19 protein-coding genes, 1 tRNA gene, 2 rRNA genes and 1 pseudogene are annotated in these 23,646 nt (G+C 63.4%); 9 read left to right on the top strand and 14 right to left on the bottom strand.

Annotated features, from left to right (window positions below; all coding sequences use genetic code 11):
- Positions 1-150: 150 nt before the first annotated feature.
- From ACQR1I_RS27595 to ACQR1I_RS27585, 3 genes are all read left to right on the top strand, one after another.
- Positions 151-2,996: ribosomal RNA gene (locus tag ACQR1I_RS27595) — 23S ribosomal RNA — on the top strand.
- Between the two features lie 95 nt (positions 2,997-3,091).
- Positions 3,092-3,206, top strand: a 5S ribosomal RNA gene (rrf, locus tag ACQR1I_RS27590).
- A gap of 252 nt (positions 3,207-3,458) precedes the next feature.
- A complete protein-coding gene (locus ACQR1I_RS27585; RefSeq protein ID WP_434869120.1) occupies positions 3,459-4,052 on the top strand; it encodes a hypothetical protein in 594 nt (197 codons plus the stop codon).
- An 87-nt stretch (positions 4,053-4,139) separates the two neighbouring features.
- Here ACQR1I_RS27585 and ACQR1I_RS27580 read toward each other — a convergent pair whose 3' ends face one another.
- The 3 genes from ACQR1I_RS27580 to ACQR1I_RS27570 all read right to left on the bottom strand — a co-directional run bounded on the left by ACQR1I_RS27580 (position 4,140) and on the right by ACQR1I_RS27570 (position 7,741).
- The gene (locus ACQR1I_RS27580; RefSeq protein WP_434869121.1) at positions 4,140-5,444 is read right to left on the bottom strand and encodes an NAD(P)H-dependent oxidoreductase; all 1,305 of its coding nucleotides are present in this window, start codon (positions 5,442-5,444) and stop codon (positions 4,140-4,142) included.
- Positions 5,445-5,610: 166 nt separating this feature from the next.
- A complete protein-coding gene (locus ACQR1I_RS27575) occupies positions 5,611-6,411 on the bottom strand; it encodes a phytanoyl-CoA dioxygenase family protein (protein ID WP_434869122.1) in 801 nt (266 codons plus the stop codon).
- 73 nt (positions 6,412-6,484) lie between these two features.
- Positions 6,485-7,741 carry a M20/M25/M40 family metallo-hydrolase gene (locus tag ACQR1I_RS27570; protein ID WP_434869123.1) on the bottom strand — a complete coding sequence of 419 codons (1,257 nt, stop codon included), beginning with the start codon at positions 7,739-7,741 and terminating at the stop codon, positions 6,485-6,487.
- 144 nt (positions 7,742-7,885) lie between these two features.
- On the opposite strand from ACQR1I_RS27570, the gene ACQR1I_RS27565 reads away from it, so the two are divergent.
- Positions 7,886-8,428 (top strand): methylated-DNA--[protein]-cysteine S-methyltransferase, encoded by a 543-nt coding sequence (locus ACQR1I_RS27565; protein WP_434869124.1) that lies wholly within the window; start codon positions 7,886-7,888, stop codon positions 8,426-8,428.
- Between the two features lie 95 nt (positions 8,429-8,523).
- The gene (locus ACQR1I_RS27560; RefSeq protein WP_434869125.1) at positions 8,524-8,856 is read left to right on the top strand and encodes a DHCW motif cupin fold protein; all 333 of its coding nucleotides are present in this window, start codon (positions 8,524-8,526) and stop codon (positions 8,854-8,856) included.
- A gap of 2 nt (positions 8,857-8,858) precedes the next feature.
- Here ACQR1I_RS27560 and ACQR1I_RS27555 read toward each other — a convergent pair whose 3' ends face one another.
- From ACQR1I_RS27555 to ACQR1I_RS27540, 4 genes are all read right to left on the bottom strand, one after another.
- Complete coding sequence (locus ACQR1I_RS27555; protein ID WP_434869126.1) at positions 8,859-9,725, bottom strand: MBL fold metallo-hydrolase; 867 nt, start codon at positions 9,723-9,725, stop codon at positions 8,859-8,861.
- Between the two features lie 19 nt (positions 9,726-9,744).
- Entirely contained in the window at positions 9,745-10,359 is a 615-nt protein-coding gene (locus ACQR1I_RS27550) for a glutathione S-transferase family protein (RefSeq protein WP_434869127.1), read from the bottom strand.
- 152 nt (positions 10,360-10,511) lie between these two features.
- Positions 10,512-11,354: a fumarylacetoacetate hydrolase family protein gene (locus ACQR1I_RS27545; RefSeq protein ID WP_434869128.1), complete on the bottom strand. Its 843-nt coding sequence runs from the start codon at positions 11,352-11,354 to the stop codon at positions 10,512-10,514.
- 78 nt (positions 11,355-11,432) lie between these two features.
- Complete coding sequence (locus ACQR1I_RS27540; protein WP_434869129.1) at positions 11,433-12,296, bottom strand: MBL fold metallo-hydrolase; 864 nt, start codon at positions 12,294-12,296, stop codon at positions 11,433-11,435.
- Between the two features lie 118 nt (positions 12,297-12,414).
- Between ACQR1I_RS27540 and ACQR1I_RS27535 the strand changes: the two genes are divergently transcribed.
- Positions 12,415-12,870, top strand: coding sequence for a DUF3775 domain-containing protein (locus ACQR1I_RS27535; RefSeq protein WP_434869130.1), 456 nt, complete (start codon positions 12,415-12,417; stop codon positions 12,868-12,870).
- Between the two features lie 180 nt (positions 12,871-13,050).
- On the opposite strand, the gene ACQR1I_RS27530 is transcribed toward ACQR1I_RS27535, so the two are convergent.
- Together ACQR1I_RS27530 and ACQR1I_RS27525 are read right to left on the bottom strand one after the other, a co-directional pair.
- Positions 13,051-13,833 carry an SDR family oxidoreductase gene (locus tag ACQR1I_RS27530; RefSeq protein ID WP_257170539.1) on the bottom strand — a complete coding sequence of 261 codons (783 nt, stop codon included), beginning with the start codon at positions 13,831-13,833 and terminating at the stop codon, positions 13,051-13,053.
- A 114-nt stretch (positions 13,834-13,947) separates the two neighbouring features.
- Complete coding sequence (locus ACQR1I_RS27525; protein ID WP_434869131.1) at positions 13,948-14,463, bottom strand: CvpA family protein; 516 nt, start codon at positions 14,461-14,463, stop codon at positions 13,948-13,950.
- A gap of 111 nt (positions 14,464-14,574) precedes the next feature.
- On the opposite strand from ACQR1I_RS27525, the gene ACQR1I_RS27520 reads away from it, so the two are divergent.
- Entirely contained in the window at positions 14,575-15,336 is a 762-nt protein-coding gene (locus ACQR1I_RS27520) for an SDR family oxidoreductase (RefSeq protein WP_434869132.1), read from the top strand.
- A gap of 58 nt (positions 15,337-15,394) precedes the next feature.
- Here the strand turns inward: ACQR1I_RS27520 and ACQR1I_RS27515 are convergent, their stop codons facing one another.
- Both ACQR1I_RS27515 and ACQR1I_RS27510 read right to left on the bottom strand, forming a co-directional pair.
- A complete protein-coding gene (locus tag ACQR1I_RS27515) occupies positions 15,395-16,999 on the bottom strand; it encodes a GMC family oxidoreductase (RefSeq protein WP_434869133.1) in 1,605 nt (534 codons plus the stop codon).
- A gap of 162 nt (positions 17,000-17,161) precedes the next feature.
- Entirely contained in the window at positions 17,162-18,595 is a 1,434-nt protein-coding gene (locus ACQR1I_RS27510) for a coniferyl aldehyde dehydrogenase (protein ID WP_434869134.1), read from the bottom strand.
- Between the two features lie 491 nt (positions 18,596-19,086).
- On the opposite strand from ACQR1I_RS27510, the gene ACQR1I_RS27505 reads away from it, so the two are divergent.
- Positions 19,087-19,163 (top strand) — tRNA-Met (locus ACQR1I_RS27505).
- A 122-nt stretch (positions 19,164-19,285) separates the two neighbouring features.
- Here ACQR1I_RS27505 and ACQR1I_RS27500 read toward each other — a convergent pair.
- The 3 genes and pseudogenes from ACQR1I_RS27500 to ACQR1I_RS27490 all read right to left on the bottom strand — a co-directional run bounded on the left by ACQR1I_RS27500 (position 19,286) and on the right by ACQR1I_RS27490 (position 22,141).
- Positions 19,286-20,288, bottom strand: a pseudogene (locus tag ACQR1I_RS27500) (NADP-dependent oxidoreductase).
- 105 nt (positions 20,289-20,393) lie between these two features.
- Complete coding sequence (locus ACQR1I_RS27495; RefSeq protein WP_434869136.1) at positions 20,394-21,245, bottom strand: alpha/beta fold hydrolase; 852 nt, start codon at positions 21,243-21,245, stop codon at positions 20,394-20,396.
- A 113-nt stretch (positions 21,246-21,358) separates the two neighbouring features.
- The gene (locus tag ACQR1I_RS27490) at positions 21,359-22,141 is read right to left on the bottom strand and encodes an SDR family NAD(P)-dependent oxidoreductase (protein ID WP_434869137.1); all 783 of its coding nucleotides are present in this window, start codon (positions 22,139-22,141) and stop codon (positions 21,359-21,361) included.
- 106 nt (positions 22,142-22,247) lie between these two features.
- On the opposite strand from ACQR1I_RS27490, the gene ACQR1I_RS27485 reads away from it, so the two are divergent.
- A complete protein-coding gene (locus tag ACQR1I_RS27485; RefSeq protein WP_434869138.1) occupies positions 22,248-22,811 on the top strand; it encodes a TetR/AcrR family transcriptional regulator in 564 nt (187 codons plus the stop codon).
- Positions 22,812-23,646 lie beyond the last annotated feature (835 nt).

Raw genomic sequence — 23,646 nt, 5'->3', positions numbered from 1 at the left:
GCGCTTGACCGCACGGCGATCGGTTCGATCTTAAGAAGCAAGCTGGTCTTTCTAATCAGTGTCCTGCAGCTCACCTGACGCTTGTCCCTCTGGGGCAGGTGAGGTGGCTGACAACATTCTGCCGAGTGTGTGGACATTGATAATGAGAGCAATCAAGTGCCTTAAGGGTGTTCGGTGGATGCCTTGGCGCTGAGAGGCGATGAAGGACGTGCTACGCTGCGATAAGCCGTGGGGAGCTGCGAAGAAGCTTTGATCCGCGGATTTCCGAATGGGGAAACCCACCTTCGATAGCCGGAACTCCAAGACCTCGAGTCTTGGTGTTCGAACAGGAGACTGTGAGAATTCAAGGCCGTGAGGTTTTGGATTTCCGGTTATCAAGAGAAGGTATGAGATCTCTGAATACATAGGAGGTTTCAAGCAAACCCAGGGAACTGAAACATCTAAGTACCTGGAGGAAAGGACATCAACCGAGACTCCGCTAGTAGTGGCGAGCGAACGCGGACCAGGCCAGTCATGAATGTAAGCCAACCAGAACCTGTCAGGAAAGCAGGGCCTCAGAGGGTGATAGCCCCGTATGGGTAATGCAAACATTCATGCTCGAGTAAGGCGGGACACGTGCAATCCTGTCTGAACATGGGGGGACCACCCTCCAAGCCTAAGTACTCCTCAGCGACCGATAGTGAACCAGTACCGTGAGGGAAAGGTGAAAAGCACCCCGACGAGGGGAGTGAAATAGACCTGAAACCGGACACCTACAAACAGACGGAGCCCAAGATGCGTTCTGGGTGACGTCGTACCTTTTGTATTATGGGCCAGCGACTTAATTTAACGAGCAAGCTTAAGCCGATAGGCGTAGGCGTAGCGAAAGCGAGTCTGAATAGGGCGTCAAGTTCGTTGTATTAGACCCGAAACCTAGTGATCTAGCCATGAGCAGGTTGAAGGTGAGGTAACACTCACTGGAGGACCGAACGGGTGCCTGTTGAAAAAGGCTCCGATGACTTGTGGTTAGGGGTGAAAGGCCAATCAAACTGGGAAATAGCTGGTTCTCCGCGAAAGATATTTAGGTATCGCCTCGGACGAATACCTCAGGGGGTAGAGCACTGGATGGGCTAGGGGGACTTACCGTCTTACCAAACCCAACCAAACTCCGAATACCTGAGAGTACTATCCGGGAGTCACACGGCGGGTGCTAACGTCCGTCGTGGAGAGGGAAACAACCCTGACCTACAGCTAAGGCCCCCAATTCGTGGCTAAGTGGGAAAGGATGTGGAAATCCCAAAACAACCAGGAGGTTGGCTTAGAAGCAGCCATCCTTTAAAGAAAGCGTAACAGCTCACTGGTCTAAATAAGGGTTTCTGCGCCGAAGATGTAACGGGGCTCAAGCCACGAGCCGAAGCTTAGGGTGTATGCGCAAGCGTACGCGGTAGCGGAGCGTTCTGTAAGCCTGCGAAGGGCGACCCGTGAGGGCGCCTGGAGGTATCAGAAGTGCGAATGCTGGCATGAGTAACGACAAACACTGTGAAAGACAGTGTCGCCGAAAGTCCAAGGGTTCCTGCGTAAAGTTAATCTTCGCAGGGTTAGCCGGTCCCTAAGGCGAGGCCGAAAGGCGTAGTCGATGGGAATGCAGTGAATATTCTGCAGCCAGTGGATGGTGACGAATCCCGTGTGTTGTCCGACCTTACTGGATTGGTTGGGCTTCGAAGGGGTTCCAGGAAATAGCCTCCACATTAGACCGTACCCGAAACCGACACAGGTGGACTGGTAGAGTATACCAAGGCGCTTGAGAGAACTATGTTGAAGGAACTCGGCAATTTACCTCCGTAACTTCGGGATAAGGAGGCCCATTGCATGGGCAACCATGCAGTGGGGGCACAGACCAGGGGGTGGCAACTGTTTAACAAAAACACAGGGCTCTGCGAAATCGTAAGATGACGTATAGGGTCTGACGCCTGCCCGGTGCCGGAAGGTTAAGAGGAGAGGTGCAAGCCTTGAATTGAAGCCCCGGTAAACGGCGGCCGTAACTATAACGGTCCTAAGGTAGCGAAATTCCTTGTCGGGTAAGTTCCGACCTGCACGAATGGCGTAATGACTTCCCCGCTGTCTCCAACATAGACTCAGTGAAATTGAATTCCCCGTGAAGATGCGGGGTTCCTGCGGTCAGACGGAAAGACCCCGTGCACCTTTACTGTAGCTTTGCGCTGGTATTCGTGACTGTTTGTGTAGAATAGGTGGTAGACTTTGAAGCTCGGGCGCCAGCTCGGGTGGAGTCGCAATGTGAAATACCACCCTAATGGTTATGGATATCTAACCGCATCCCGTCATCCGGGATCGGGACAGCGCATGGTGGGCAGTTTGACTGGGGCGGTCGCCTCCCAAAGAGTAACGGAGGCGTGCGAAGGTAGGCTCAGAACGGTCGGAAATCGTTCGTCGAGTATAATGGCATAAGCCTGCCTGACTGCGAGATCTACGAATCGAGCAGAGACGAAAGTCGGTCATAGTGATCCGGTGGTCCCGCGTGGATGGGCCATCGCTCAACGGATAAAAGGTACGCCGGGGATAACAGGCTGATGACGCCCAAGAGTCCATATCGACGGCGTCGTTTGGCACCTCGATGTCGGCTCATCACATCCTGGGGCTGGAGAAGGTCCCAAGGGTTCGGCTGTTCGCCGATTAAAGTGGTACGTGAGCTGGGTTCAGAACGTCGTGAGACAGTTCGGTCCCTATCTGCCGTGGGTGTTGGAATGTTGAGAGGATTTGCCCCTAGTACGAGAGGACCGGGGTGAACGTACCTCTGGTGGAGCTGTTGTCGCGCCAGCGGCAGTGCAGCATAGCTATGTACGGACGGGATAACCGCTGAAGGCATCTAAGCGGGAAACCCACCTCAAAACGAGCATTCCCTTGAGAACCGTGGAAGACGACCACGTTGATAGGCCGGGTGTGGAAGTGCAGCAATGCATGTAGCTTACCGGTACTAATCGTTCGATCGGCTTGATTGCTCTCATTTTCAGTGTCCATCACTGCAAATGATGACGAATGACCTTCAGGGAGGTTCATCCTCCCGCTTGCTTCTTACCTCGATGTCCTTCGCCGGCCTGGTGGTCTTAGCGAGGAGCCTGAACCCGATCCCATCCCGAACTCGGCCGTTAAACTCCTCAGCGCCAATGGTACTATGGCTCAAGCCCTGGGAGAGTAGGTCGCTGCCAGGCCTGCAAAGGACATCCCCTCTTCACAATCCCAAACGACAACGCCGCGCTGATAACCTCAGCGCGGCGTTGTCGTTTGTCGGGATGGGTCATCTGCCTCCGGTTCGTCGGGCCGGATGCGTTCGCGCTGCGACCGCGGTCGCACAAGCGTGTGATCGGGCCCCGCGGAACCGATTCAGGTACGGTTCATTCCCCAGAACGTACGCAATGCTGCGCTGTCTGTCGTCGCAGGCCATTGTCCCACAGGAGATCCTCATGCGCATGTTCGTCCGGACCACCTTCGTCGCGCTGGCCATTGCAGGCTCGGGCGCCGCGATGACGGCCCTCGCAACGCTTCCGGCCCTTGCGCAGGCGGCCAAGGATTCCCCGGCTGCACCTGCGGGCCCCACGATCAGCCAGCCGCCACAGCTGAAGCAGATTGCGCTCTCCGATAAGCAGATCGAGAACGTGCTGGCATCGCAGAAGGACATGGACGCGATCACCGACAAGCTGCCCGAGAATGCGCCGCCGGACCAGAAAGTGGTCACGCAGCTCGACGGCGTCGCCAAGAAATACGGCTTTGCCAGCTACGACGACTTCAACGTCGTGGTCGACAACATCAGCCTGGTGATGAGCGGCATCGATCCGAAGACCAAGAAGTATGTCGGACCCGAAGCGGTCATCAAGGACCAGATCGAGCAGGTCCAGGCCGACAAGAAGATGAAGCCCGACGACAAGAAGCAGGTGCTCAACGATCTCAACGCGGCGCTCAAGGCGAAACCGCCGGAGGTCGAGAACAAGGGCAACATCGATCTCGTCGTCAAATACTACGACAAGCTCGCCGTGGCGTTCGGCGAGGACGACAACTAGGAAGATCGGACAGATCGTGATGCCGAAAGCCCCGACCACCGGTCGGGGCTTTTTTGTTGCGTTGTCCTCTGCAGGATGCCGCGGAGCTCAGCGTGCGAACATCTGCTCCATCGCCTTGCGCACCTTGACGGTCTCGTCAGCGGCATCGAACGCCACATCGCTCCAGCGCACGACAGCACCGCGCGCCACGTCATGCGTGAGTCTGACGCGATGCGCCAATCCGATCGGCAGCGCGCCGACCTGCAGGCTCGTCGCAGCCGGCAGCACCTTGCCCCAGACCGTGTAGCCGCCTTCGCCATCGAGCATCTCGCCGGTGCGCAGATCCTTCTTGGCGACGGCGACGACGTCGCCGCGAAAGCCGAGCGGCTGGCCGGTCGGCTCGTTGCGTAGCGCCGCCGAAAGAACCGAGATGTTCAGCTCCAGCCCGATCAGGTGATACGGCTTGTACATCGCGGCATAGCGGCCGCTCGCGTCGGTCTTGAGGCCGTACTGCCGGAAGCAATCCGCGGCATAGTCGTTCGGCGCTTCCAGCACGACATAGACGCCCCAGCGCAGGTCGCGAAACACCGGGCGGCCGTCGCGTTCCAGCGACGACACCACCTCGACCTGTCCCGATCGCTCCAGCACGCCGCCGCGATCGCGCGGGCGCAAGACATGCGGCAGATCGTCGACGCCGCAGGGCGGAAACAGCAGGCCGTCCGAGGGCACGTCGAGCCCGGTCGCATTGGCGATCGCCGCCATCTCGATCGCCGACTTGGTGCCATCGAGAAACGAGTTGAACATCTGCGGATTCATCCCGGCCGACTGGGCTTCGCCGGCCGTCAGTCCGTAATGCTGCCAGACACCGTGGGGCGTGACGTCGTGATAGGTCGGCAAGTACTTCGTCCCCTTGCCGGCGGCCACGACGTGGAAGCCGGTCGCGCGCGCCCAGTCGACGAGCTCCGCCGTCAGCGCCGGCTGGTCGCCATAGGCGAGCGAATAGACCACGCCGGCCTTGCGCGCCTCCTCGGCGAGCAGCGGGCCCGCGAGCACGTCGGCCTCGACGTTGACCATCACGATGTGCTTGCCCGCCTTGATCGCCGCGCGCGCATGGCGGATGCCGGCAGCCGGGCTGCCGGTCGCCTCGACCACGACGTCGATGTTATCGGCGAGCGCGTTCGTGCCGTCGGGGCTGAATGCGGTGCGTTCGATCAGCTCGGCACTCCAGCCGACCGTCCGGCAGGCGTCGCGCGCGCGCCCCGGGTCGAGATCGACGATGACGGGCACCTCGAGGCCAGCAACGTGCGGCACCTGCGACAGGAACATCGAGCCGAACTTGCCGGCGCCGATCAGTGCGACGCGAACGGGCTTGCCGGACGCGGCGCGGGCTCGGAGGAGGGCGTGGAGGTTCATTGAAAGATCCAGTGTTTCTTCAACATAGGTCGATGCGACTTCATTCACTCGTCATGGCCGGGCTTGACCCGGCCATCCATCTCTCAGCGGGAGAGTCGTTCCTGTTGATGGATGCCCGGGTCAAGCCCGGGCATGACGACCTGTTTTTGGGGGGTGCGTCCTTGCCTTACTCAGCCGCCTCGCGATGCGCGCGGGCGAGTTGCAGCAGCGCATCGTCCGGCAGCGCTTCGATCGGCGTGAAGTCGCGGTGCGCGATGTAGTCCGGGCGTGTCGGCGTGCGGATGTGGTTGGAGACCGCGTTCAGCGTCAGGTACACGATCTTGCGCGGATAGGGCGTGATGTTGCCGGCCGAGCCGTGCACGAGGTTGCCGTGGAACATCAGCATGCCGCCGGGCTTCCCGGTCGGCGCGACGATGCCGCCTTCGGCCACGAGGCGTGTGACGGTTGCCTCGTCCAGCGTCCATAGCGGGTAGGATGTGGTTGCGAGATCGTGCGAGGCCTCGAGATCGCCGGCGTGCTGGCTCTTCGGCACCAGCATCAAGGGGCCGTTGATCGGCATCACCTCGTCGAGGAAGATCGCGATGTTCATCGCGCGCGGCTCCGGCATGCCGTCGTCGCGCTTCCAGGTGCCGTAGTCCTGATGCCATTGCCAGACATCGCCGGTGAAGGCGGATTTGGCGTTGATCTTGAACTGGTGCATGTAGAGCTTCTCGCCGAAGATCTGCTCGATCGGCTCGATCATGCGCGGATGCGCCGCCAGCACGCGGAAGGCGTCGTTGTAGAGATGCGCTGCAAACGCCGTGCGCGGCACGCCGCTCTTCTCACGCCAGACCTCCGGCCTGTTGGCCGCATAGATCGCCTCGGCCTCGCGGGCGAGGAAGGCGGTCTCCTCCGGGCTGAACAGCTCGGGCAGGAACAGCCAGCCCTCGCGGTTGAAGACTACGATCTGCTCCGGCGTCAGCTTCATGGCGCTCTCCTTGCTCGGTGTCCTCGCAGGAGGCGCCCGGTCTTTGCGCCGGGCTGCCTCCGCCGCCTGCAAACTACATCTTCTTGCCCTGCTCGATCAGCATGCGCGTCATCAAATACAGGCGAGGGACGATCGTCGTACTGTCGATGTACTCGTTGTGCGCATGATAGTTGAAGCCGGCGATGCCGAAGCTTTCGACCACGATGGCCTTGCCGCTGCGGTTGGCGAAGCCGGCGTCGGTGGCGCCGCCGGTCATATCGACCAGCGCGAGCGGGCGCTCCATCTCAGCATAGATGGCCTGCGCCTCCTTGCCGAGCGCACGGCCGCGATCCGAGGCAACGAAGGGCGGGCGGCCCTTGTCGATCGTGACCTTGACCTCGGTGTCGGGAACGAGATGGCTCTTGATCTTCTCGTCGAGCGCAGCCTGCAGCTTCTCGACGCCGTCGGCAACGGTGAGGCGCACGTCGCCGCCGGCTGAGGCCTTCTCCGGAATCTGGTTGCGGACGGTGCCGGCAGTGGCCGTCGTCCAGTTCAGCTGCGTGCCGGGGATCGACTTCGCCACGTCCCTGGTCTGCAGCAATTGATGCGATAGCTCGATCAACGCGTTGCGGCCGCGATCCGGCGCGGCGCCGGCATGGGCGGCGCGGCCGATCACCTCCATCGTGGCGGTCGCCGTTCCGCTGGCGCCGAGCAGCAGGCTATCGACCGGCGCGGCCGGCTTGGCCGCCGTGGGCTCGCAGGACAGCACGACGTCGTGCTGGTCGGCCAGCTCGGCGATGAACTCGCCGGAGCCGATCGACCCGACCTCCTCGTCCGGGTTGAACACCACCGTCAGCTTGGCGTAGTCGCGCCAGCCCATGTCCTTGAGGATCTGCAGGCTGTGCAGGATCACGGCGATGCCGCCCTTGTCGTCGGCGATGCCCGGCCCGTAGATCAGGTCGCCCTCGACGTGATACGGCTCGGTCTTGAGAATGCCGGGCTGGTACACCGTGTCCATGTGCGCGATCAGCATCAGCTTGCGGCGCCCGCTGCCCTCGAACGTTCCGATCACCATGTCGGCGCCGACGCCGCGCGTGGTCTTGCGCCGCTCGGTGGTGGCGCCGAGCGCCTTCAGCCGGGCCTCGGTGAGGTCGGCCATCTTCTTCAGGCCTTCGACGTCGCTGGATCCCGATTCGATCAGCACCATCTCGCGCAGACTATCGATCACGGCCGGCTTGGCCTGATCGGCGGCGGCCTTGAGCTTCTCGTCGGGCGCGGCGTGGGCCGTCGAGAGACCGGCTGCAGCGGTCAGCAAGGCGAGGGCTGCGAGGCGGGAGGGGAAACGCGTCATCCGGGGTCCTTGTGTTGATAGGGTTGCGCCGGGGCAGGCCCGGCCGCGCCTGTCGACATTGGCAGAATCCGGGTGGATCGCAACATTCTCCAAGCCTAATTTGCCCGCCAGATGTTACGGGGCAGCGCGACGATGGAGCCCGCCATGTCAGACCAAAGCTATACGTTGTTCGAGACCGCGATCGGCGCTTGCGCGATCGCCTGGGGACCGCGCGGCATCAATGCCGTGCAGCTGCCGATGGGCGGCGTGACGCAGATCCGTACCCGCATGCAGCAGCGTTACGCTGGCATCAGCGAAGCCGAGCCGCCGCAGCATGTGCGGCGCGTCATTGCCCGCATCACGGCGCTTCTCGACGGAACGCCGGATGATCTCACGGACATCGATCTCGATCTTGACGGCGTCAGCGCGTTCCAGCGCGGCGTCTATGACATCGCGCGCCGCATCCCGCCCGGGCGGACCCTGACCTATGGCGACATCGCCAAGCAGCTCGGCGGCGTCGAGCTGTCGCGCGAGGTCGGCCAGGCTCTGGGCCGTAACCCGTGTCCGATCGTGGTCCCCTGCCACCGCGTGCTCGCGGCCGGCAACAAGCCGGGTGGCTTCTCCGCCAATGGCGGCGTCGACACCAAGCTGAAGATGCTGGCCATCGAGGGTGCGGCGGTGAACCACACGCCGAGCCTGTTCGATTGACGGTCAGGCGGGCGCGTCGATTTGATCTTAGGTGCGGTGCGATCTATGCGAGGGACAGGCCGCGATTGGCCGAGCCATCTGCAAGCGAGTCCGCCATGAAGATTCCGACGCTTCCGTTCACCGTCACCGACTGGTCCGCAGTGCCCGTGACCGAGCATCCCGGCGAGCAGGGCAAGGCGTATTGGCGGACGCTGATGATCGGCGACGTCCGGGTGCGCCAGGTCGAGTACACCGCGGGCTATCTCGCCGATCATTGGTGCGATCGCGGCCACGTCCTGCTGGTGCTGGAGGGCGAGCTCGTCAGCGAGCTCAAGGATGGCCGCAAGTTCACGCTGTCGGCGGGCATGAGCTACCAGGTCTCGGATTTCGGCGATGCTTCGCACCGATCGTTCACCGCGACCGGCGCAAAACTGTTCATCGTCGACTGAGGCTACACCGCCGCGCAGGCGAAGCCGCTGCCGTTGCGCTTGATGCGGCCGACCGAGGGCGACGGGAAATGCGCCGTGCAGCACAGCGTCGCCGTGTCGCAATAGCGCTCGAGGAAGGCGCGCCGCGTCGCGGCGGCCTGCTTCGGGTCGACGTCGAACTTCGGCGACAGCTCGGGATAGGCGAGCTGCAGCGGAGTGTGCATCAGATCCCCTGAGAACACCGCGTCGTCCTTGCCCTTGCCGATGACGACCGCCACATGGCCGGGCGTGTGGCCCGGCGTCGGCAGTAGCCGGACATGATCGCCGATGACGAATGCGTTGCTGACGATGTCGGCGCGCTGCGCTGCGACCACCGGCAGCACGCTGTCGGCGAAGGCGGGCACCTCCGACTTGGCGTTCTGCGCGACCCAGTAGTCGTATTCGGCTTGCGCGAACACGTAGCGCGCTTTGGGAAAGGTCGGCACCCAGCGGCCGTTGTCGAGCCGCGTATTCCAGCCGACGTGGTCGGTGTGCAGATGCGTGCACATTACGACATCGATATCGCCGACCGAGATCCCCGCGGCCGCGAGCGCGCGCGCGTAGGTGTCGTCGGTCTTCATGTTCCAGACCGGGCGTGCGCGCGGCTTGTCGTTGCCGATGCAGCTGTCGATCAGGATGGTGTGGTGAGGCGTCTTCACCACATAGGACTGGAAGCACAGGATCAGCGTATCCTGCGCGTCCAGCGCCTTGGCGGCTTGAAGCGCGTTGCGCTCGGCCGCCAGCATCTCGGACGTGAGGTCCGGAAACATCTCGCGCGCCGGAAGGAAGGTGGTCTCCTGCTCGATGATGCGTTGGATGGTGGTGTCGGCGACCGAGAATGTCAGCGTCACGGCACTTTCCTTGAGCAGATTACGCAGCCGGGGGCACCGAGATCTTCACCGACTCGCGCTCCAGCATCTTCTGATGGAAGGCGTCGAGCGCAGGATAGGCCTTGCGCCAGCCGCAATCGGCGAAGCGGAAATCGGCATAGCCGAGCACGCAGACGAGGCCGATCGAGACGATGTCGAACGGGCGCGTCAGCAGGTCGCTCTGTGCATTGAAACGCGCCATGCCCATCCAGGCTCTGTTCCAGTGGTCGTCGGACCAGGCCTGCCAGCGCGTCCCCTCCGGGCGCACCAACGCTTCGTAGCGGCACAGCAGCATGGAATCGAGCATGCCTTGTAGCATGGAATGCTCGCTCTTGACCTTCCAGCGCGACGGGCCGGAGGCGGGGATCAGTTTGTTGCCGCCGGCGAGCTCGTCGAGATATTCGACGATGACGTAGGAATCCAGGATCACGTCGCCATTGTCGAGGATCAGCACCGGCAGCTTCTTCAGCGGCGTGATCTTCGAATACTCTTCGTTCGCCTGGCCCGGGACGACGGCCGCGGACACGAACTCGATCTTATCGATCAGGCCGAGCTCGATGGCGGCGATGCGCACCTTGCGGGCGAACGGCGAGGCAGGCGAGAAGGTGAGTTTCATGTGATGCTCCTGGAATGCTTCATCCGGCGTCATGGCCGGGCTTGACCCGGCCATCCACGTCTTGGCCATCAGCATCCGTTCAAGACGTGGATGCCCGGGTCAAGCCCGGGCATGACGACGTTGAAGGGCGGGGCCGCCTCACGTCTCGACGATTACGCCTCGATGATTTCCTGGCGCTGCTCGCCGAGGCGCTCGATGCCGAGCGTCACGACGTCGCCGACGTTGAGGAAGGTCGGCGGCTTCATGCCCATGCCGACGCCCGGAGGCGTGCCTGTCGTGACGATGTCGCCCGGCAGCAAGGTCATGAACTGCGAGACGTAGGAGATGCACTTCGCCATCGAGAAGATCATCGTCGCGGTCGTGCCGGTCTGGCGGCGCTGGCCGTTGACGTCGAGCCACATCGACAGGTTCTGCACGTCCGGGATCTCGTCCTTGGTGACGAGCCACGGGCCGACCGGGCCGAACGTGTCATGCGACTTGCCCTTGGTCCACTGGCCCAGGCGCTCGATCTGGAAGTTGCGCTCGGAGACGTCGTTGCAGACCGTGTAGCCGGCGATGTGGTTCAGCGCGTCGGCTTCCGAGACGTATTTGGCGCGGGTGCCGATGATCGCGGCGATCTCGACCTCCCAGTCCATCTTGGTCGAGCCGCGCGGCTTCTCGACCTGGTCATAGGGGCCGCACAGCGCGGTGTTGGCCTTGAGGAAGAAGATCGGCTCGACCGGAATCGGGTTGCCGGTTTCCTTGGCATGATCGGAGTAGTTGAGGCCGATCGCCACGAACTTCGAGATCCCGGTCACGGGGGCGCCGAGGCGCGGCTTGCCGGAGACGGCGGGCAGGGAGGCCGGATCGAGCGCGGCGAGCTTCTTCAGGGACTCCGGCGCATACGCGGCGCCATCGAGGTCCTTCACATGGGCCGACAGGTCGCGCAGCTGGCCGGATGCATCGATCAGGCCCGGCTTTTCCGCGCCCTTTTCGCCGTAGCGAACAAGCTTCATCTGGTTTCTCTCCCTCAAATCCTTGGTATTCCAGAGCCCTGTCATGGAGCATGGCGAGGCGAAATTCAACCTCGCGGGCTATGCGCTGCCGCTGCCCGGCACTGCTCGAAAGCGGAACGCCGCGCCGTCGCGGCTGATGTGGCCGGCATCGAAATGACCGCCGATCACCAGCGTGCCGGTGTCGGCGAAGCGCGAGAACAGCGCCTGCCGCGTTGCAATGGCCTGCGCCGGGTTGGAGTCGACGGTGGAGCTCCAGTCCAGATGCGCCATCTGGCAGGGATGGTGCGCGACGTCGCCGCTCAGCAGTGCCTCCGCACCATCGGAGCGGATGTGCAGGCTGACATGCCCCGGGCTGTGGCCTTGCGTCGGGATCAACGTGATCTCATCGCTGATCACGGCGTCGCTTGCGACCAGCTCGGCCTTGCCGGCAGCGACGATCGGCTGCACGGAATCAGCGAAGGTCGCGGTCTCGTCCGCGGCCTCGCTATGGTCGCGCCAGTGCTCATATTCGGTGCGGCCGAAGACGTAGCGTGCGTTGGGGAAGCTGGGCACCCAGCGACCATCGACCAGCCGCGTATTCCAGCCGACATGGTCGACATGGAGATGCGTGCAGATCACCAGGTCGATGCTCTCGGGCGGGAAGCCGGCCGCGCTCATCATCTCCAGGAAAGGCGTCGTGCGGTCGTTCCAGACCGGCACGCTGCGGCCCTGCTTGTCGTTGCCGAGGCCGGTATCGACCACGATGCGCCGGGTCGGCGTCTCAAGCACCAGGCTGTGGATCGACATTTTCAGCTTGCCGTCGCCGGTGGCGAAATCGGGGGTGATCCAGGGCAGCGCGCGGATCGCCTCGGGGGTCGCCTGCGGCAGGATGAAGCGGGTGCCACCGACCGTTTCCAGCTCGGTGAATTTGGTGATCCTGACCCGGCCGACCGTCCACTGCATGCGCGCTTCCCCCTTTGTTGTTCTTGGTCCGGCGACGATGCCGCGTCGCACGCCGCAGCGCAATGGATCAACTCTCGGGAACACGCGTTATCGTGGCCGGTTCACGAGGAGAAGGGTCATGCCAGAGCTGACGATATCGCCCGAGAAGGTCGCCTTCCTGATCGAGAAGGCGCGCGAGTTCGACGTCAAGGAGCAGGCGACGGACACAGACTCCGGCTCCAACGCCGCCGATGACGACATGATCGACGTGCTCCAGGATACCGGCGACGATCCGGTCGAGCGGGAGATCACCGGCTTCATCAATGCGATGAGCGAGGACGAGCAGGCCGATCTCGTCGCCCTGATGCGGCTTGGCCGCGGCGACGGCGACATCAACGAATGGGACGATCTGCGCCGCGAGGCCGCCGGCCAGCGCGACCGCCACACCGCGCGCTACCTGCTGGGCGAGCCGATGCTCGGCGACCTGCTCGCCGAGGGCCTCGACGCCTTCGGCATCGACTGGACGGAGGGCCGCACCACGGCGGATTCATCGAGCCCAAGCCAGCGCGACGAGGACGAGATCACGAAGCAGTAGGTTGTCGCGGAGTGATGCGCATTGGTGAGTGCCGTACTCACAACGACAGCGAGCCTGTCTTTGCGAGCTGGAGTCGAACTATAGCCGCATCGGCGGTGCGCTCCCTCTCCCCGTTCTTCACGGGGAGAGGGTTGGGGTGAGGGGCAGCCGCACGGGAAGTACCAATGGGGCAGCCCGCCCTTACAGCGTGCCCGGGAACGCGCCGCCGTCGAGCAGGATGTTCTGTCCGGTGATGTAGCCGGCCTTGGCGGCGCACAGGAAGGCGCAGGCGAGGCCGAATTCTTCGGGATCGCCGAAACGGCCGGCGGGGTTGGTCTTGGCGCGGTCGGCCAGGATCTGCTCTGGCGTGACGCCGCGCTTCTCGGCTTCGCCCTTGGCGGTGGAACGCAGCCGGTCGGTCTCGAACGGCCCCGGCAGCAGCGCGTTGATGGTGACGTTGTTGATCACCGTCTTGCGTGACAGGCCGGCGACGAAGCCGGTGAGGCCGGCGCGGGCGCCGTTGGAGAGGCCGAGAATGTCGATCGGCGCCTTCACCGCGGCCGAGGTGATGTTGACGATGCGGCCGAACTTGCGCGCCATCATGCCGTCGACGGTCGCCTTGATCAGCTCGATCGGCGTCAGCATGTTGGCATCGATCGCCTTGATCCAGTCGTCGCGGGTCCAGTTGCGGAAATCGCCGGGCGGCGGGCCGCCGGCATTGTTGATCAGGATGTCCGGATCCGGGCAGGCCTTGAGCACGGCGGCGCGCCCCTCGGGCGTGGTGATGTCGCCGGCCACCTCGGTCACGGTGATGCCGGGATTGGCGGCGCGGATCTCGGCCGCGGTCTTGGCCAGCGCCTCGGCGCCGCGCGCGGTGATCGTGACATGCACGCCCTCATTGGCCAGCGCGATGGCGCAGGCGCGGCCCAATCCCTTGCTGGAGGCGCAGACGATGGCGCGGCGGCCCTTGATCCCGAGATCCACGATTGATCACTCCGATATGTCAGTGAAACGGCAACGATGAAGGTGGCATTCTAACGAACGCCGTCGCCGCTGGTAAGGGCAACCGGCCTGTGCCGGATTGCATGGCTCGCGCGGTCAGATGCGCCGTTCCTGCTTCAGCCGATCGATCAGGCTCGCCACCTCCGGCGGTAGCGAGCGGAAGCCCTTCGCGCCTGCGAGCGAGAGGATCGGCCGCAGGCGCGAGCCTTCGAGAAAGCGGGGCTGGCGCTCGGCCGGAACGATCTTGTCGAACACCAGCACCAGCGTGGTCGCGACCATGCCGACCCGCAAGGCGCCGAGCAGGGCGCCAGCGAGCCGGTCGCCGAAGCCGGCCTCGGCGCCGATCGCCTCGTCCAGCAGGATATGCCCGATCTTGCCCAATGCGACGCCGATGACGACGAACGCGGCGAAGAACTGCAGCCAGTTCTGCGCCAGCGGCGTACCATCCACGTCGCGCAGCTGCGGACTCATCGCCGCAACAACGCCCATCGCCAGCGGCATCGCCAGCAGATAGGCCAGAATGGTGGTGGCGCTGCGCAACAGCCCGGTCGAAAAGCCGCTGTAGACGGCGACCATCAAGGCAATGCAAGCGGCGAGGTCGAAAGTATTCATGGCTGATATGCTGTGGTTGTAGGCCCCGCCAGGTAAACAAATCCGATTTGCGCTGTTTCAAATCGTCTGTATCAATGCGCCGCAACAAACAACGAAACGTGAGGTGACGCCATGTCCGACCTGTTCGACGTCAGCCGCGAGGTCATCCTGATCACTGGTGCCAGCCAGGGGCTCGGCCGTCAGTTTGCCCGGGTGCTGTCGGCGCATGGCGCTGCCGTGGTGCTCGCCGCGCGCCAGACCGGCAAGCTCAAGGCGTTGGAGGAGGAGATCAAGGCCGGAGGTGGCCGCGCCGTCGCGGTCGAGATGGACGTGACCAGCAATGCCTCGATCGCGCGGGGGCTGGACGCCGCCGAGGCCGCGCTCGGCCCGATCACGGTGCTGGTCAACAATGCCGGCATCGCCGTCGAGAAGCTCGCGGTCGAGCAGAGCGAGGCCGATTGGGATGCGGTGATCGGTGCCAATCTGAAGGGCGCCTATTTCGCCGCCACCGAAGTGGCGCGCCGCATGATCGCGCGGAAAGCGCCGGGCAACATCATCAACATCGCCTCTGTGCTCGGCTTCAGCGTCGTGAAGTTCATCGCGCCGTACGCGATTTCCAAGGCCGGCGTCGTGCAGACGACCAAGGCGCTGGCGCTGGAGCTTGCCGGCAACAACATCCGCGTCAACGCGCTGGCGCCGGGCTATATCGACACCGACATCAACCACGACGTCTGGGAGACGCCGGCCGGCGAGAAGCTGATCAAGCGCATTCCGCAGCGGCGCGTCGGTCATGAGAGCGATCTCGACGGCGCCATCCTGCTGCTGGCCTCGAACGCCTCTCGCTACATGACCGGCAGCGTGGTCACGGTGGATGGCGGCTTCCTGCTGACGTAGTCACGTCGCCGCCGGCTCGCGCGTCCGGCGCGAGCCAGATGGAGTCGGCAAGCGGCCGTCAGTTGGCCCGCAGCTCCGCCTTGATCATGTCGGCGGCCTTCTCGCCGATCATGATGGTCGGCGCGTTGGTGTTGCCGCCGATCAGGGTCGGCATGATCGAGGCGTCGACCACGCGCAGCCCGGACAATCCCTGGACCTTCAGGCTCGGATCGACCACTGCGAGCGAATCGTTCACCCCCATCCTGCAGGTGCCGACCGGATGATAGACCGTGTCGACCCGGGCGCGCAGGATGGCACGGATGTCGTCGTCATTGCGGACGTCCGCGGTGAACACATCGCGCTTTTGCAGGCCGCGCATCGCCGGCGTCTCCATCAGCCGCAGCGTCGTCTTGTAGCCCGCGACCATGGTCTCGAGATCGTCCGCCTCGCCGAGGAAGTTGGGATCGATCAGCGGCGCCGTGAGCGGATCGGCGTTCTTCAACGCGACCGAGCCGCGGCTCTTCGGCCGCAGCAGGCAGACATGGCAGGAGAAGCCGTTGCCGTGGCGCTTGCGGCCGTGGTCGTCGGTCACCGCCATGCCGAAATGCAGCTGGATGTCGGGGATGTCGAGATTGGGGTCGGTCTTCAGGAAGCCGCCGCATTCGGCGAAGTTCGAGGTCAGCACCCCGCGGCGTTCGCGGCGGTATTGCCCGATGCCGCGCAGCAGCCGCTGCAGGCCCTTCGGCGACAGCGAGTTGAAGTTTGGGTTCTCGGACGTGTAGCCGAAGATGAAGTCGGGGTGATCCTGCAGGTTCTGGCCGACGCCGGGCAGATGCTGCACGCTGGCAATCCCGTGCTTCGCCAGGGCGGCCGCGTCGCCGACGCCCGAGAGCATCAGCAGTTGCGGTGTCTGGAACGCGCCGGAGGCCAGGATGACTTCGCGCCGGCAGCGGATCTCCTTCACCTCCTTGCCCTGGCGATATTTGACGCCGACGGCGCGCTTGCCGTCGAACAGGATCAGCGAGGCGTGCGCCGATGTCTCGACGCGGAGATTGCGGCGGTGGCCCAGATGCGGCTGGATGTAGGCGCGCGCCGCGCTCCAGCGCTCGCCATTGCTTTGCGTGACCTGATAGAGGCCGAGGCCTTCCTGGGTCTCGGCGTTGAAATCCTCGCGGATCGGAAACTGCGCTTCGCGCGCCGCCTGAAGGAAGATCTCGTGAACCGGATTGTCGGTCCGCAGGCGGTTGACCGGCAGCGGCCCGGACTGACCATGATAGTCGCCACCGAACTCGGCATTGTTCTCGGCGCGCTTGAAATAGGGCAGCACGTCGTCATACGACCAGCCGGTGTTGCCGAGCGCGGCCCAACCGTCGTAGTCGGCGCGGTGGCCGCGGATATAGACCATGGCGTTGATCGCGGAGGATCCGCCGAGCCCGCGGCCGCGCGGCTGATAGCCGACGCGTCCGTTGAGGCCCTGCTGCGGCACGGTCGTGAACGACCAGTTGTTGACCGGGCCGGCGACCATCAGGAACAGCATGTAGGGCGTGGTGACGATCCAGTTGTCGTTGCGTCCGCCGGCATCGAGCAGTGCCACCGACGTCGCTGGATCTTCCGACAACCGTCCGGCGACCGTGGCGCCGCCACTGCCGCCGCCAACGACGATGAAATCGACCTCGTCCACCACGCGCTTAGCCTCCCTGATGTGTTTGTTGTTTTATTTGCCGTCATTCCGGGGCGCCGCGTGGTTGCGCGGCGAACCCGGAATCCCGAGCTTGATTTGCGCTTCAATCGTCTCCGGATTCCGGGTTCGCGCGTTGCGCGCCCGGAATGACGGAGGCGTCCGTCGTTAGCTCAGGAACCGCAGCAGCTTCTCGATCCGGGCGATGCTGGCGCCGTAGGGCGGATAGAGATCCTTCATGCGGTTGAACGGCGAGCGGTAGAACACCGGCTTCAGCTTGCTGAAGCTGTTGAAGCCCCATTCGCCGTGATAATGGCCGATGCCGGAGGCACCGACGCCGCCCATCGGCTGGTTCATCTGGGCGAAATGCAGCAGGCAATCGTTGATGGTGACGCCGCCCGAGACGGTGCGCGCCAGCACGGCCTCGCGCGCCGCCTCGTCGCGGCCGAACCAGTACAGCGCCAGCGGCCGGTCGTGCGCATTGATGTAGCGGATCGGCTCGTCCGCATTGTGATAGGTCATGACCGGCAGCAGGGGGCCGAAGATCTCCTCCTGCATGATCGCCATATCAGGCGTTGCGCCGACGACCACCGTCGGCGGGAATTTGCGCAGCTTCTTCCAGGCCGGATCTTCCGGGCTGGTCGTGCTCAGCGGCTTGGCGCCGCGCGCGATCGCGTCCCGCAGCAATCCTTCCAGCCTGGCGTAGTGCCGCTCGGAGATGATCGAGGTGTAGTCGTTGTTCGCCGGATTGGTGCCGAACATCTCCACCATGCGCCGATGCAGCTTGCCGGCGAAGGCGTCGCGCTGCGGCTCGGGGACCAATACATAGTCCGGCGCGATGCAGGTCTGCCCGGCATTGAGCAGCTTGGCGTAGGCGACGCGCTCCGCGGCCTCGTCGATATCTGCCGAGGCATCGACGATGGTCGGCGATTTGCCGCCGAGCTCGAGCGTGACCGGCGTGAGGTTGCGCCCGGCAGCCTCTGCGACGATGCGCCCAACCCGGGTCGAGCCGGTGAACACGAGATGATCGAACGGCAGAGTGGCGAACGCCTGCGCGATGCCGTCCTCGATGCCGGTGACGGCGAGTTCGGTCGAATCGAATTGTGCCGCGATCAGCTCCTTGAGCAGCGCGGAAAAGCCCGGCGTCAGCTCGCTCGGCTTGATCAGGACGCGATTGCCGGCGGCGATCGCGCCGATCGCGGGCGCGAGCGTCAGTTGCAGCGGATAATTCCAGGGCGCGATGATGCCGACCACGCCGAGCGGCTGCGGGATCAGGCGGTTGCGTCCGGGCAGGAACTGCAGCGAGGTCGCGATCCGCCGCGGCGCCATCCAGCGCGGCAGCATCTTGATCGTATGCTTGAGCTCGGTCTGCAGGAACAGTGTCTCGGCGATCGTGGTCTCGACCGCGCAGCGATGGCCGAAATCGGCCGAGATCGCCTGCTCCAGGCGCTTCTCATTGTCGGACAGCATCGCCCGCAGCCGTCGGAGGCTGTCCAGCCGTTTCTCCAGCGACGGCGGCGGTGCGCTGCGCGAGGCCTCGATCATGGCGTGGAAGGCATCGTCGAGCGCCGACACCGGGGCGCTCTTCAGGGATTGGTCCATGGCCGTCTCCTCGCGTATCCCGTCCGGCCGCATCGGGCCGTCAGTCTCGTTGGTGCCGAAGCTGCCGCGTCGCGAAACCCTTGGCAAGCGTCCACGGGAGATGTTTGCCGAGAGTCTCGCGGACATCTGGCGCGAAGCAGCTGAAGCGCGCTCGTCTCCGCCCCGACGTCTTTCATGGAACTCTGGCCGCCACTCAGGGAGGGCTCCGCACCTGTACTCCGAGAAAACCTTCCAGTCGCCGTTCAAGCCTATGATTTGACGTCTATTTTTAATTGGTAACGGCTCCGCCCGTCCGCGTCACAATCCGGCAAAAAAACTTCCGAAAAGCCCTTTCCAAACCGGGTCCGCATTGGTACATACCGCCCGCACCCGATGGCCGGACCGGCCGACGGGCTCAAGCCTTCTCAGGAAGCCTTTGGGATGGATCGGCGGCGCTTTCGAGCGTGAGCCAGGAACGCCCGATAATTCTCTGAAGGCCTTGCAAAGGTTAACGCGGGGTGGAGCAGCCCGGTAGCTCGTCAGGCTCATAACCTGAAGGTCATAGGTTCAAATCCTATCCCCGCAACCAAGTTCGGAATGACCGGTTCCGATGAGAAAATGGCCCGCGATGAGCGGGCCATTTTTGTTTTAGGAGATGAGGTGCGGGCTGCATCGGCCCGGTTGAAGCTCATCCCCGCAATCCCGGTCCCGTCAAATCAGTCGCACGACGACTTTTCCCTTGGCGCGCCCGGTCTCCAGATAAGCGAGTGCTTCTCTTGCTTGATCGAAGGCAAACACCTTGTCGATCACGGGGCGGATACTGCCAGCGTCGATGATCCCGCCGATTTCTGCGAGCTGCTCGCCATCCGGACGAACGAACAGGAAGGAGTAGCGGACGTCGCGTTTCTTAGCGAGGCGCAGGATCTTCCGGCTCATCAGGCTGAAAACAAGCCGCAACACAAAATTCAAATGCCGCGCGCGTGCGAACGCCACATCAAGAGGACCAACGAGCGACACGATGATTGCCCCTGGGCTTGAGAATCTGGAGCGACTTCTCGATGCTATCACCGCGGGTGGTCCCGAGTACCATGTCGTAGCCGCGCAAGACAGTCTCGAAATCCTGCCGCTTGTAGTCCACGACTTCATCAGCGCCCAGACTTTTGACCAGATCCACATTTGCTGTGCTGGTCGTCGTGCCGACCTTGGCACCCATGTGCTTGGCGAGTTGGATCGCGAAGGTGCCGATGCCGCCGGACCCCGCCGGAATGAAGATCTTCTGCCCGGGCGCGAGGCGCGCTCGTTCCTTCAGCGCCTGCCAGGATGTCAGGCCGACCATCGGGATGGAGGCCGCCTCGACGAAATCGAGGCTCGCGGGTTTGAACGCGGCAACGCGCTCCGGCACGGCGACGTAGTCGGCAAGGCTGCCACGGCTCAGGTCGAACACGCTGGCGTAAACGGCGTCGCCAACCTTGAAGCGTGTCACGCTGCGACCGATTTCCGCAACGACGCCGGCGACGTCGCTCCCGATCGTGGCTGGAAGATCGAACTTGAGCACCGGCTTGAAAGTGCCCTTGCGGATGATGTTGTCGACCGGGTTCAGCCCCACGGCGTGCACCTGAACGAGAATTTCGTCCGGTCCAATCGCAGGACGCGGAACGTCGGCGTATTCAGGCTGAGTGGATTTGCCGTAGCGCTTGAAGATGAGGGCTTTCATCGTTTTCCGCCTTAGGGAGGGGCTAGCTGAAGCATAGCAATGCATGGCCAACTCTTGTTGGAACGCTCCGATGCCTTGCGTTGCAGGTGAAAAGGAGGCCGCGGATCAGGCGGCAAGGAAGGCCTTCGCCTCTGTCAGGAAGGCCTCGTGATACTGGAAGATGCCGCCATGGCCGGCATCGGGGTAGAGAACGAGCTTCGCGTTCGGAAAGCGGTGCGCCATGTCCGTCGAATTCCTGCTCGGCACCATGATGTCGTGATCGCCATTGGCGACGAGAACCGGCTGGCGGATCTGCTCGAGCGGTTGCTGATGTTGGAGGCCCCAGGCCTTGATGGCCTGCAACTGACGCAGCATCGGGCCGAGCCCGACGGCCTTGTCGCGGTTGCGCTTCCGCTCCCCCAGACGCGCGATGAATGCGTGGGCGGCACGGCGTCCGTCGGCGCTGGAGGTGAAGAACAGAAAAATCTTGGGATCGCGGAAGGTGGCAAGTCCTTTGAAGATCAGCGGCCACGACACCGGACCGACTTGCGCAATACCCGGACCCCCCGCTGGTCCCGTCCCGGCAAGGATGACGCGTCGCACGAGGTCAGGCGCGTCGAACAGGATTTGTTGGCTGACGAAGCCGCCCAGCGAGAAGCCCATGAGGTCGATGGGGCCAAGCCCGAGGGCGCGAATGACCGCGATCATGTCGCTGGACATTTGCGGCACGGTGAGCGGCGCCTGACCGCCCGATGTCCCGATACCGCGATAATCGAGCGCATAGACCGGACGATCTGCCGCCAGCCCCTCGACGATGCGTGGGTCGAAATTGTCGAGGTTGGCCCCCCAATGATTGAGCAGCACCAGGGGAACGCCCGCATCGGGCCCGAGCCGGCGATAGGCGAACTGCGTTCCGGCGGCTTGAACATGCCGGGTCGGTGCGGAATTCCAGTCGGCAGCGTGGTTCTGGTCGGCCATGGTCGGATCCTTCGACGTCATGCCGACGCCGCAATGCGGCGGCGGGCATGACGTCACCTGTCATGCGCCCGTTGGCGCACTCGGTCGGAGATTCGGGTTTTTAGGAAATCGGGCTACCGACGGTAGCGCTCCGCGGCGTGTTCCTGGCGCGTGTTCGGCAGCATGACCTGGCGCGCTGCCTCGTAGGCGTTCCACTGCTCTACATCGGGCAGCGGAGGAATCGTGATCGCCTCGCGGCGGTCGAAGCCGACCAGCGCCGCGTCGACGAGCTCATCGACTTCCATCACCCCGGTCATGGCATTGACGTCGGCGCCGGCGCGCCCCCAGATCTCGGTCCGCGTGGCAGCGGGCAGCACGGCCTGGACGTAGACGCCCTTCGGTCCGAGCTCGAGGCTCAGTCCCTGCGACAGGAACAGCACGAACGCCTTGGTCGCGCCATAGACGGTCATCCCGAGCTCAGGCGCCAGTCCGACCACCGAGCCGATATTGACGATCGTCCCTGCGCCGGCCTGCACGAAGCGAGGCGCGACGGCGCTGGCGAGACGGAGCAGGGCCGTGGTGTTGAGGGCGACGAGCCGTGTCACGGCGTCCGTCGATTGCTCGATGAAGCTGCCGCCAAGCGCCGTTCCGGCGTTGTTGATGAGAATGCCGATGCGTGCATCGTCGCGCAGCCGGGCCTCCACCTGGGCAAGCTCGGCGGCCTGCGTCAGATCAGCCTGAATGATGTCGATCGCGACGCCGGTGTCCTGCCGCAGGCGCGTGGCAAGCGCCTCCATGCGCTTCCGGTCCCGTGCGACCAGCACGAGATCATGGCCGCGATGGGCGAAGCGATCGGCATAGGTGGCGCCGATGCCGGTGGAAGCTCCGGTGATCAGGACTGAAGGAAGGGCAGTCATGGATTGCTCTCTGGTCGGTTGATACCTATATTCATGACGATCATCATGATTGTCTAAATATGATGACCATCATCATTATGTCAATGGGGCGCTGGAGAATTTTCGAATGAAGGTCAGCCGGGAGCAGATGGCGGAAAACCGCCGCCGGATTCTCGATGTCGCGAGCAGGCTGTTCCGCGAGAAAGGGTTCGACGCCGTCAGCGTGGCCGAAGTGATGAAGGCCGCCGGCCTGACGCATGGCGGCTTCTATGGTCATTTCAGCTCGAAGGACGACCTCGTCGCGGAGACGATTGGCTATGTCCTCGCGGGTGATGGCAACGGTGACGGCGATCTCCGCGCCTACCTCGACGCCTATCTTGCGCCGCGCCACCGGGACAATGCTGCCGACGGATGCCCGATGGCGGGCCTTGCCGCTGATATCCGCCATCAGACACCGGCCGCGCGCGCAGCCATGACGACGGGGCTCCGGTCGCAAATCGAGCGATTGGCGAAGGCCCTGCCGGAGGTCGATGCGGCGGACAGGCGCCGTGCTGCGATCGGGACATGGGCCGCGATGGTGGGGGCGGTGATCCTCGCGCGTGCGATCGACGATACGAGGCTGTCGGATGAAGTGCTGACGCAAACCCGCGCCTGGATCGACGCAGCAATAAGCCCTTCGTCTGCAAAGTAGACGTAGAGCTCACGTTGCCATCTGTTCCGGCGGCGAGAGGGCCGATCTCGCAGCCGCGGGGACCATCAGCAATTCGACGTTGGCGAGGTAAGCGCCACATGGAAGCAAATGACGCTGCGGCTTGCCGCTGGACCGCCGCAGGAGATCGTTCGACCCAACGCCGCCGTTGCACCCTGCGCCTGATCTAGATTCTCTTCGGCCGGATCATCACCGGATCATCAGAAGACCCATCGCCAGATTTTCGTGATCGAGAGGCCGTCTGCTCGCCGAGCTGGCTTCATGCCAATGCAACTAATCCGGCGGCCGCAAGCCTCGCGAATACACCCATCGATCGATACGAACCGAAAGATCGTCCCGCAGCGACTTGCCGAGAGGTGGTCCTGATCGCTGCTTCTGCAAAGCTTTCCGCCGAATCCTTTTCGTCCACGCGGAGATTCGATCGTGAATTGGCACGGACTGACTTAGACGCCATAGCATCATTGGTCCCCCCGACTTGGCTGTCCAAATCATATAGATCACAGCCAGCCATGAGCTTCTATTCCGACTTTGTGCATTTTTGTCTGAGGTGGAGAGTGCGGAGGGCGAAATGCGAAGCCGAATTTCTCAGTGATAGTTATCTGGGTATCAGCGTGAGGGCGCCGTTGAGTCCAACAAATCTACACAGAATTACGAACCATCTAATTTGCAGCGGCATATAATGATGAAGCCGTCGACCAGCAACCGATCCGTATGACCATCTTGATTTGACGCAAAGTCGGCGGCGTACATTGAAGCCAAATCTTTACGGGGGGCTAAGATGGAGATATTTCGATGAGAAGCAAATATGCATGCGCCT

It is taken from the genome of Bradyrhizobium sp. HKCCYLS2038, assembly GCF_051167655.1.
Classification (GTDB): domain Bacteria; phylum Pseudomonadota; class Alphaproteobacteria; order Rhizobiales; family Xanthobacteraceae; genus Bradyrhizobium.
Note: the sequence above shows the minus strand (reverse complement) of the source record. Positions and strands in the feature narration are given on the sequence as shown.

What these genes read in the sequence shown, in the direction of transcription:
- ACQR1I_RS27560 (WP_434869125.1), top strand. Translation starts at nt 8,524, where the DNA reads ATGAAGATTCCGACGCTTCCGTTCACCGTCACCGACTGGTCCGCAGTG.
- ACQR1I_RS27545 (WP_434869128.1), bottom strand. Translation starts at nt 11,354, where the DNA reads ATGAAGCTTGTTCGCTACGGCGAAAAGGGCGCGGAAAAGCCGGGCCTG.
- ACQR1I_RS27495 (WP_434869136.1), bottom strand. Translation starts at nt 21,245, where the DNA reads ATGGCCGACCAGAACCACGCTGCCGACTGGAATTCCGCACCGACCCGG.
- ACQR1I_RS27490 (WP_434869137.1), bottom strand. Translation starts at nt 22,141, where the DNA reads ATGACTGCCCTTCCTTCAGTCCTGATCACCGGAGCTTCCACCGGCATC.
- ACQR1I_RS27485 (WP_434869138.1), top strand. Translation starts at nt 22,248, where the DNA reads ATGAAGGTCAGCCGGGAGCAGATGGCGGAAAACCGCCGCCGGATTCTC.
- ACQR1I_RS27535 (WP_434869130.1), top strand. Translation starts at nt 12,415, where the DNA reads ATGCCAGAGCTGACGATATCGCCCGAGAAGGTCGCCTTCCTGATCGAG.
- ACQR1I_RS27540 (WP_434869129.1), bottom strand. Translation starts at nt 12,296, where the DNA reads ATGCAGTGGACGGTCGGCCGGGTCAGGATCACCAAATTCACCGAGCTG.
- ACQR1I_RS27585 (WP_434869120.1), top strand. Translation starts at nt 3,459, where the DNA reads ATGCGCATGTTCGTCCGGACCACCTTCGTCGCGCTGGCCATTGCAGGC.
- ACQR1I_RS27570 (WP_434869123.1), bottom strand. Translation starts at nt 7,741, where the DNA reads ATGACGCGTTTCCCCTCCCGCCTCGCAGCCCTCGCCTTGCTGACCGCT.
- ACQR1I_RS27525 (WP_434869131.1), bottom strand. Translation starts at nt 14,463, where the DNA reads ATGAATACTTTCGACCTCGCCGCTTGCATTGCCTTGATGGTCGCCGTC.
- ACQR1I_RS27575 (WP_434869122.1), bottom strand. Translation starts at nt 6,411, where the DNA reads ATGAAGCTGACGCCGGAGCAGATCGTAGTCTTCAACCGCGAGGGCTGG.
- ACQR1I_RS27510 (WP_434869134.1), bottom strand. Translation starts at nt 18,595, where the DNA reads ATGGACCAATCCCTGAAGAGCGCCCCGGTGTCGGCGCTCGACGATGCC.
- ACQR1I_RS27520 (WP_434869132.1), top strand. Translation starts at nt 14,575, where the DNA reads ATGTCCGACCTGTTCGACGTCAGCCGCGAGGTCATCCTGATCACTGGT.
- ACQR1I_RS27580 (WP_434869121.1), bottom strand. Translation starts at nt 5,444, where the DNA reads ATGAACCTCCACGCCCTCCTCCGAGCCCGCGCCGCGTCCGGCAAGCCC.
- ACQR1I_RS27550 (WP_434869127.1), bottom strand. Translation starts at nt 10,359, where the DNA reads ATGAAACTCACCTTCTCGCCTGCCTCGCCGTTCGCCCGCAAGGTGCGC.
- ACQR1I_RS27565 (WP_434869124.1), top strand. Translation starts at nt 7,886, where the DNA reads ATGTCAGACCAAAGCTATACGTTGTTCGAGACCGCGATCGGCGCTTGC.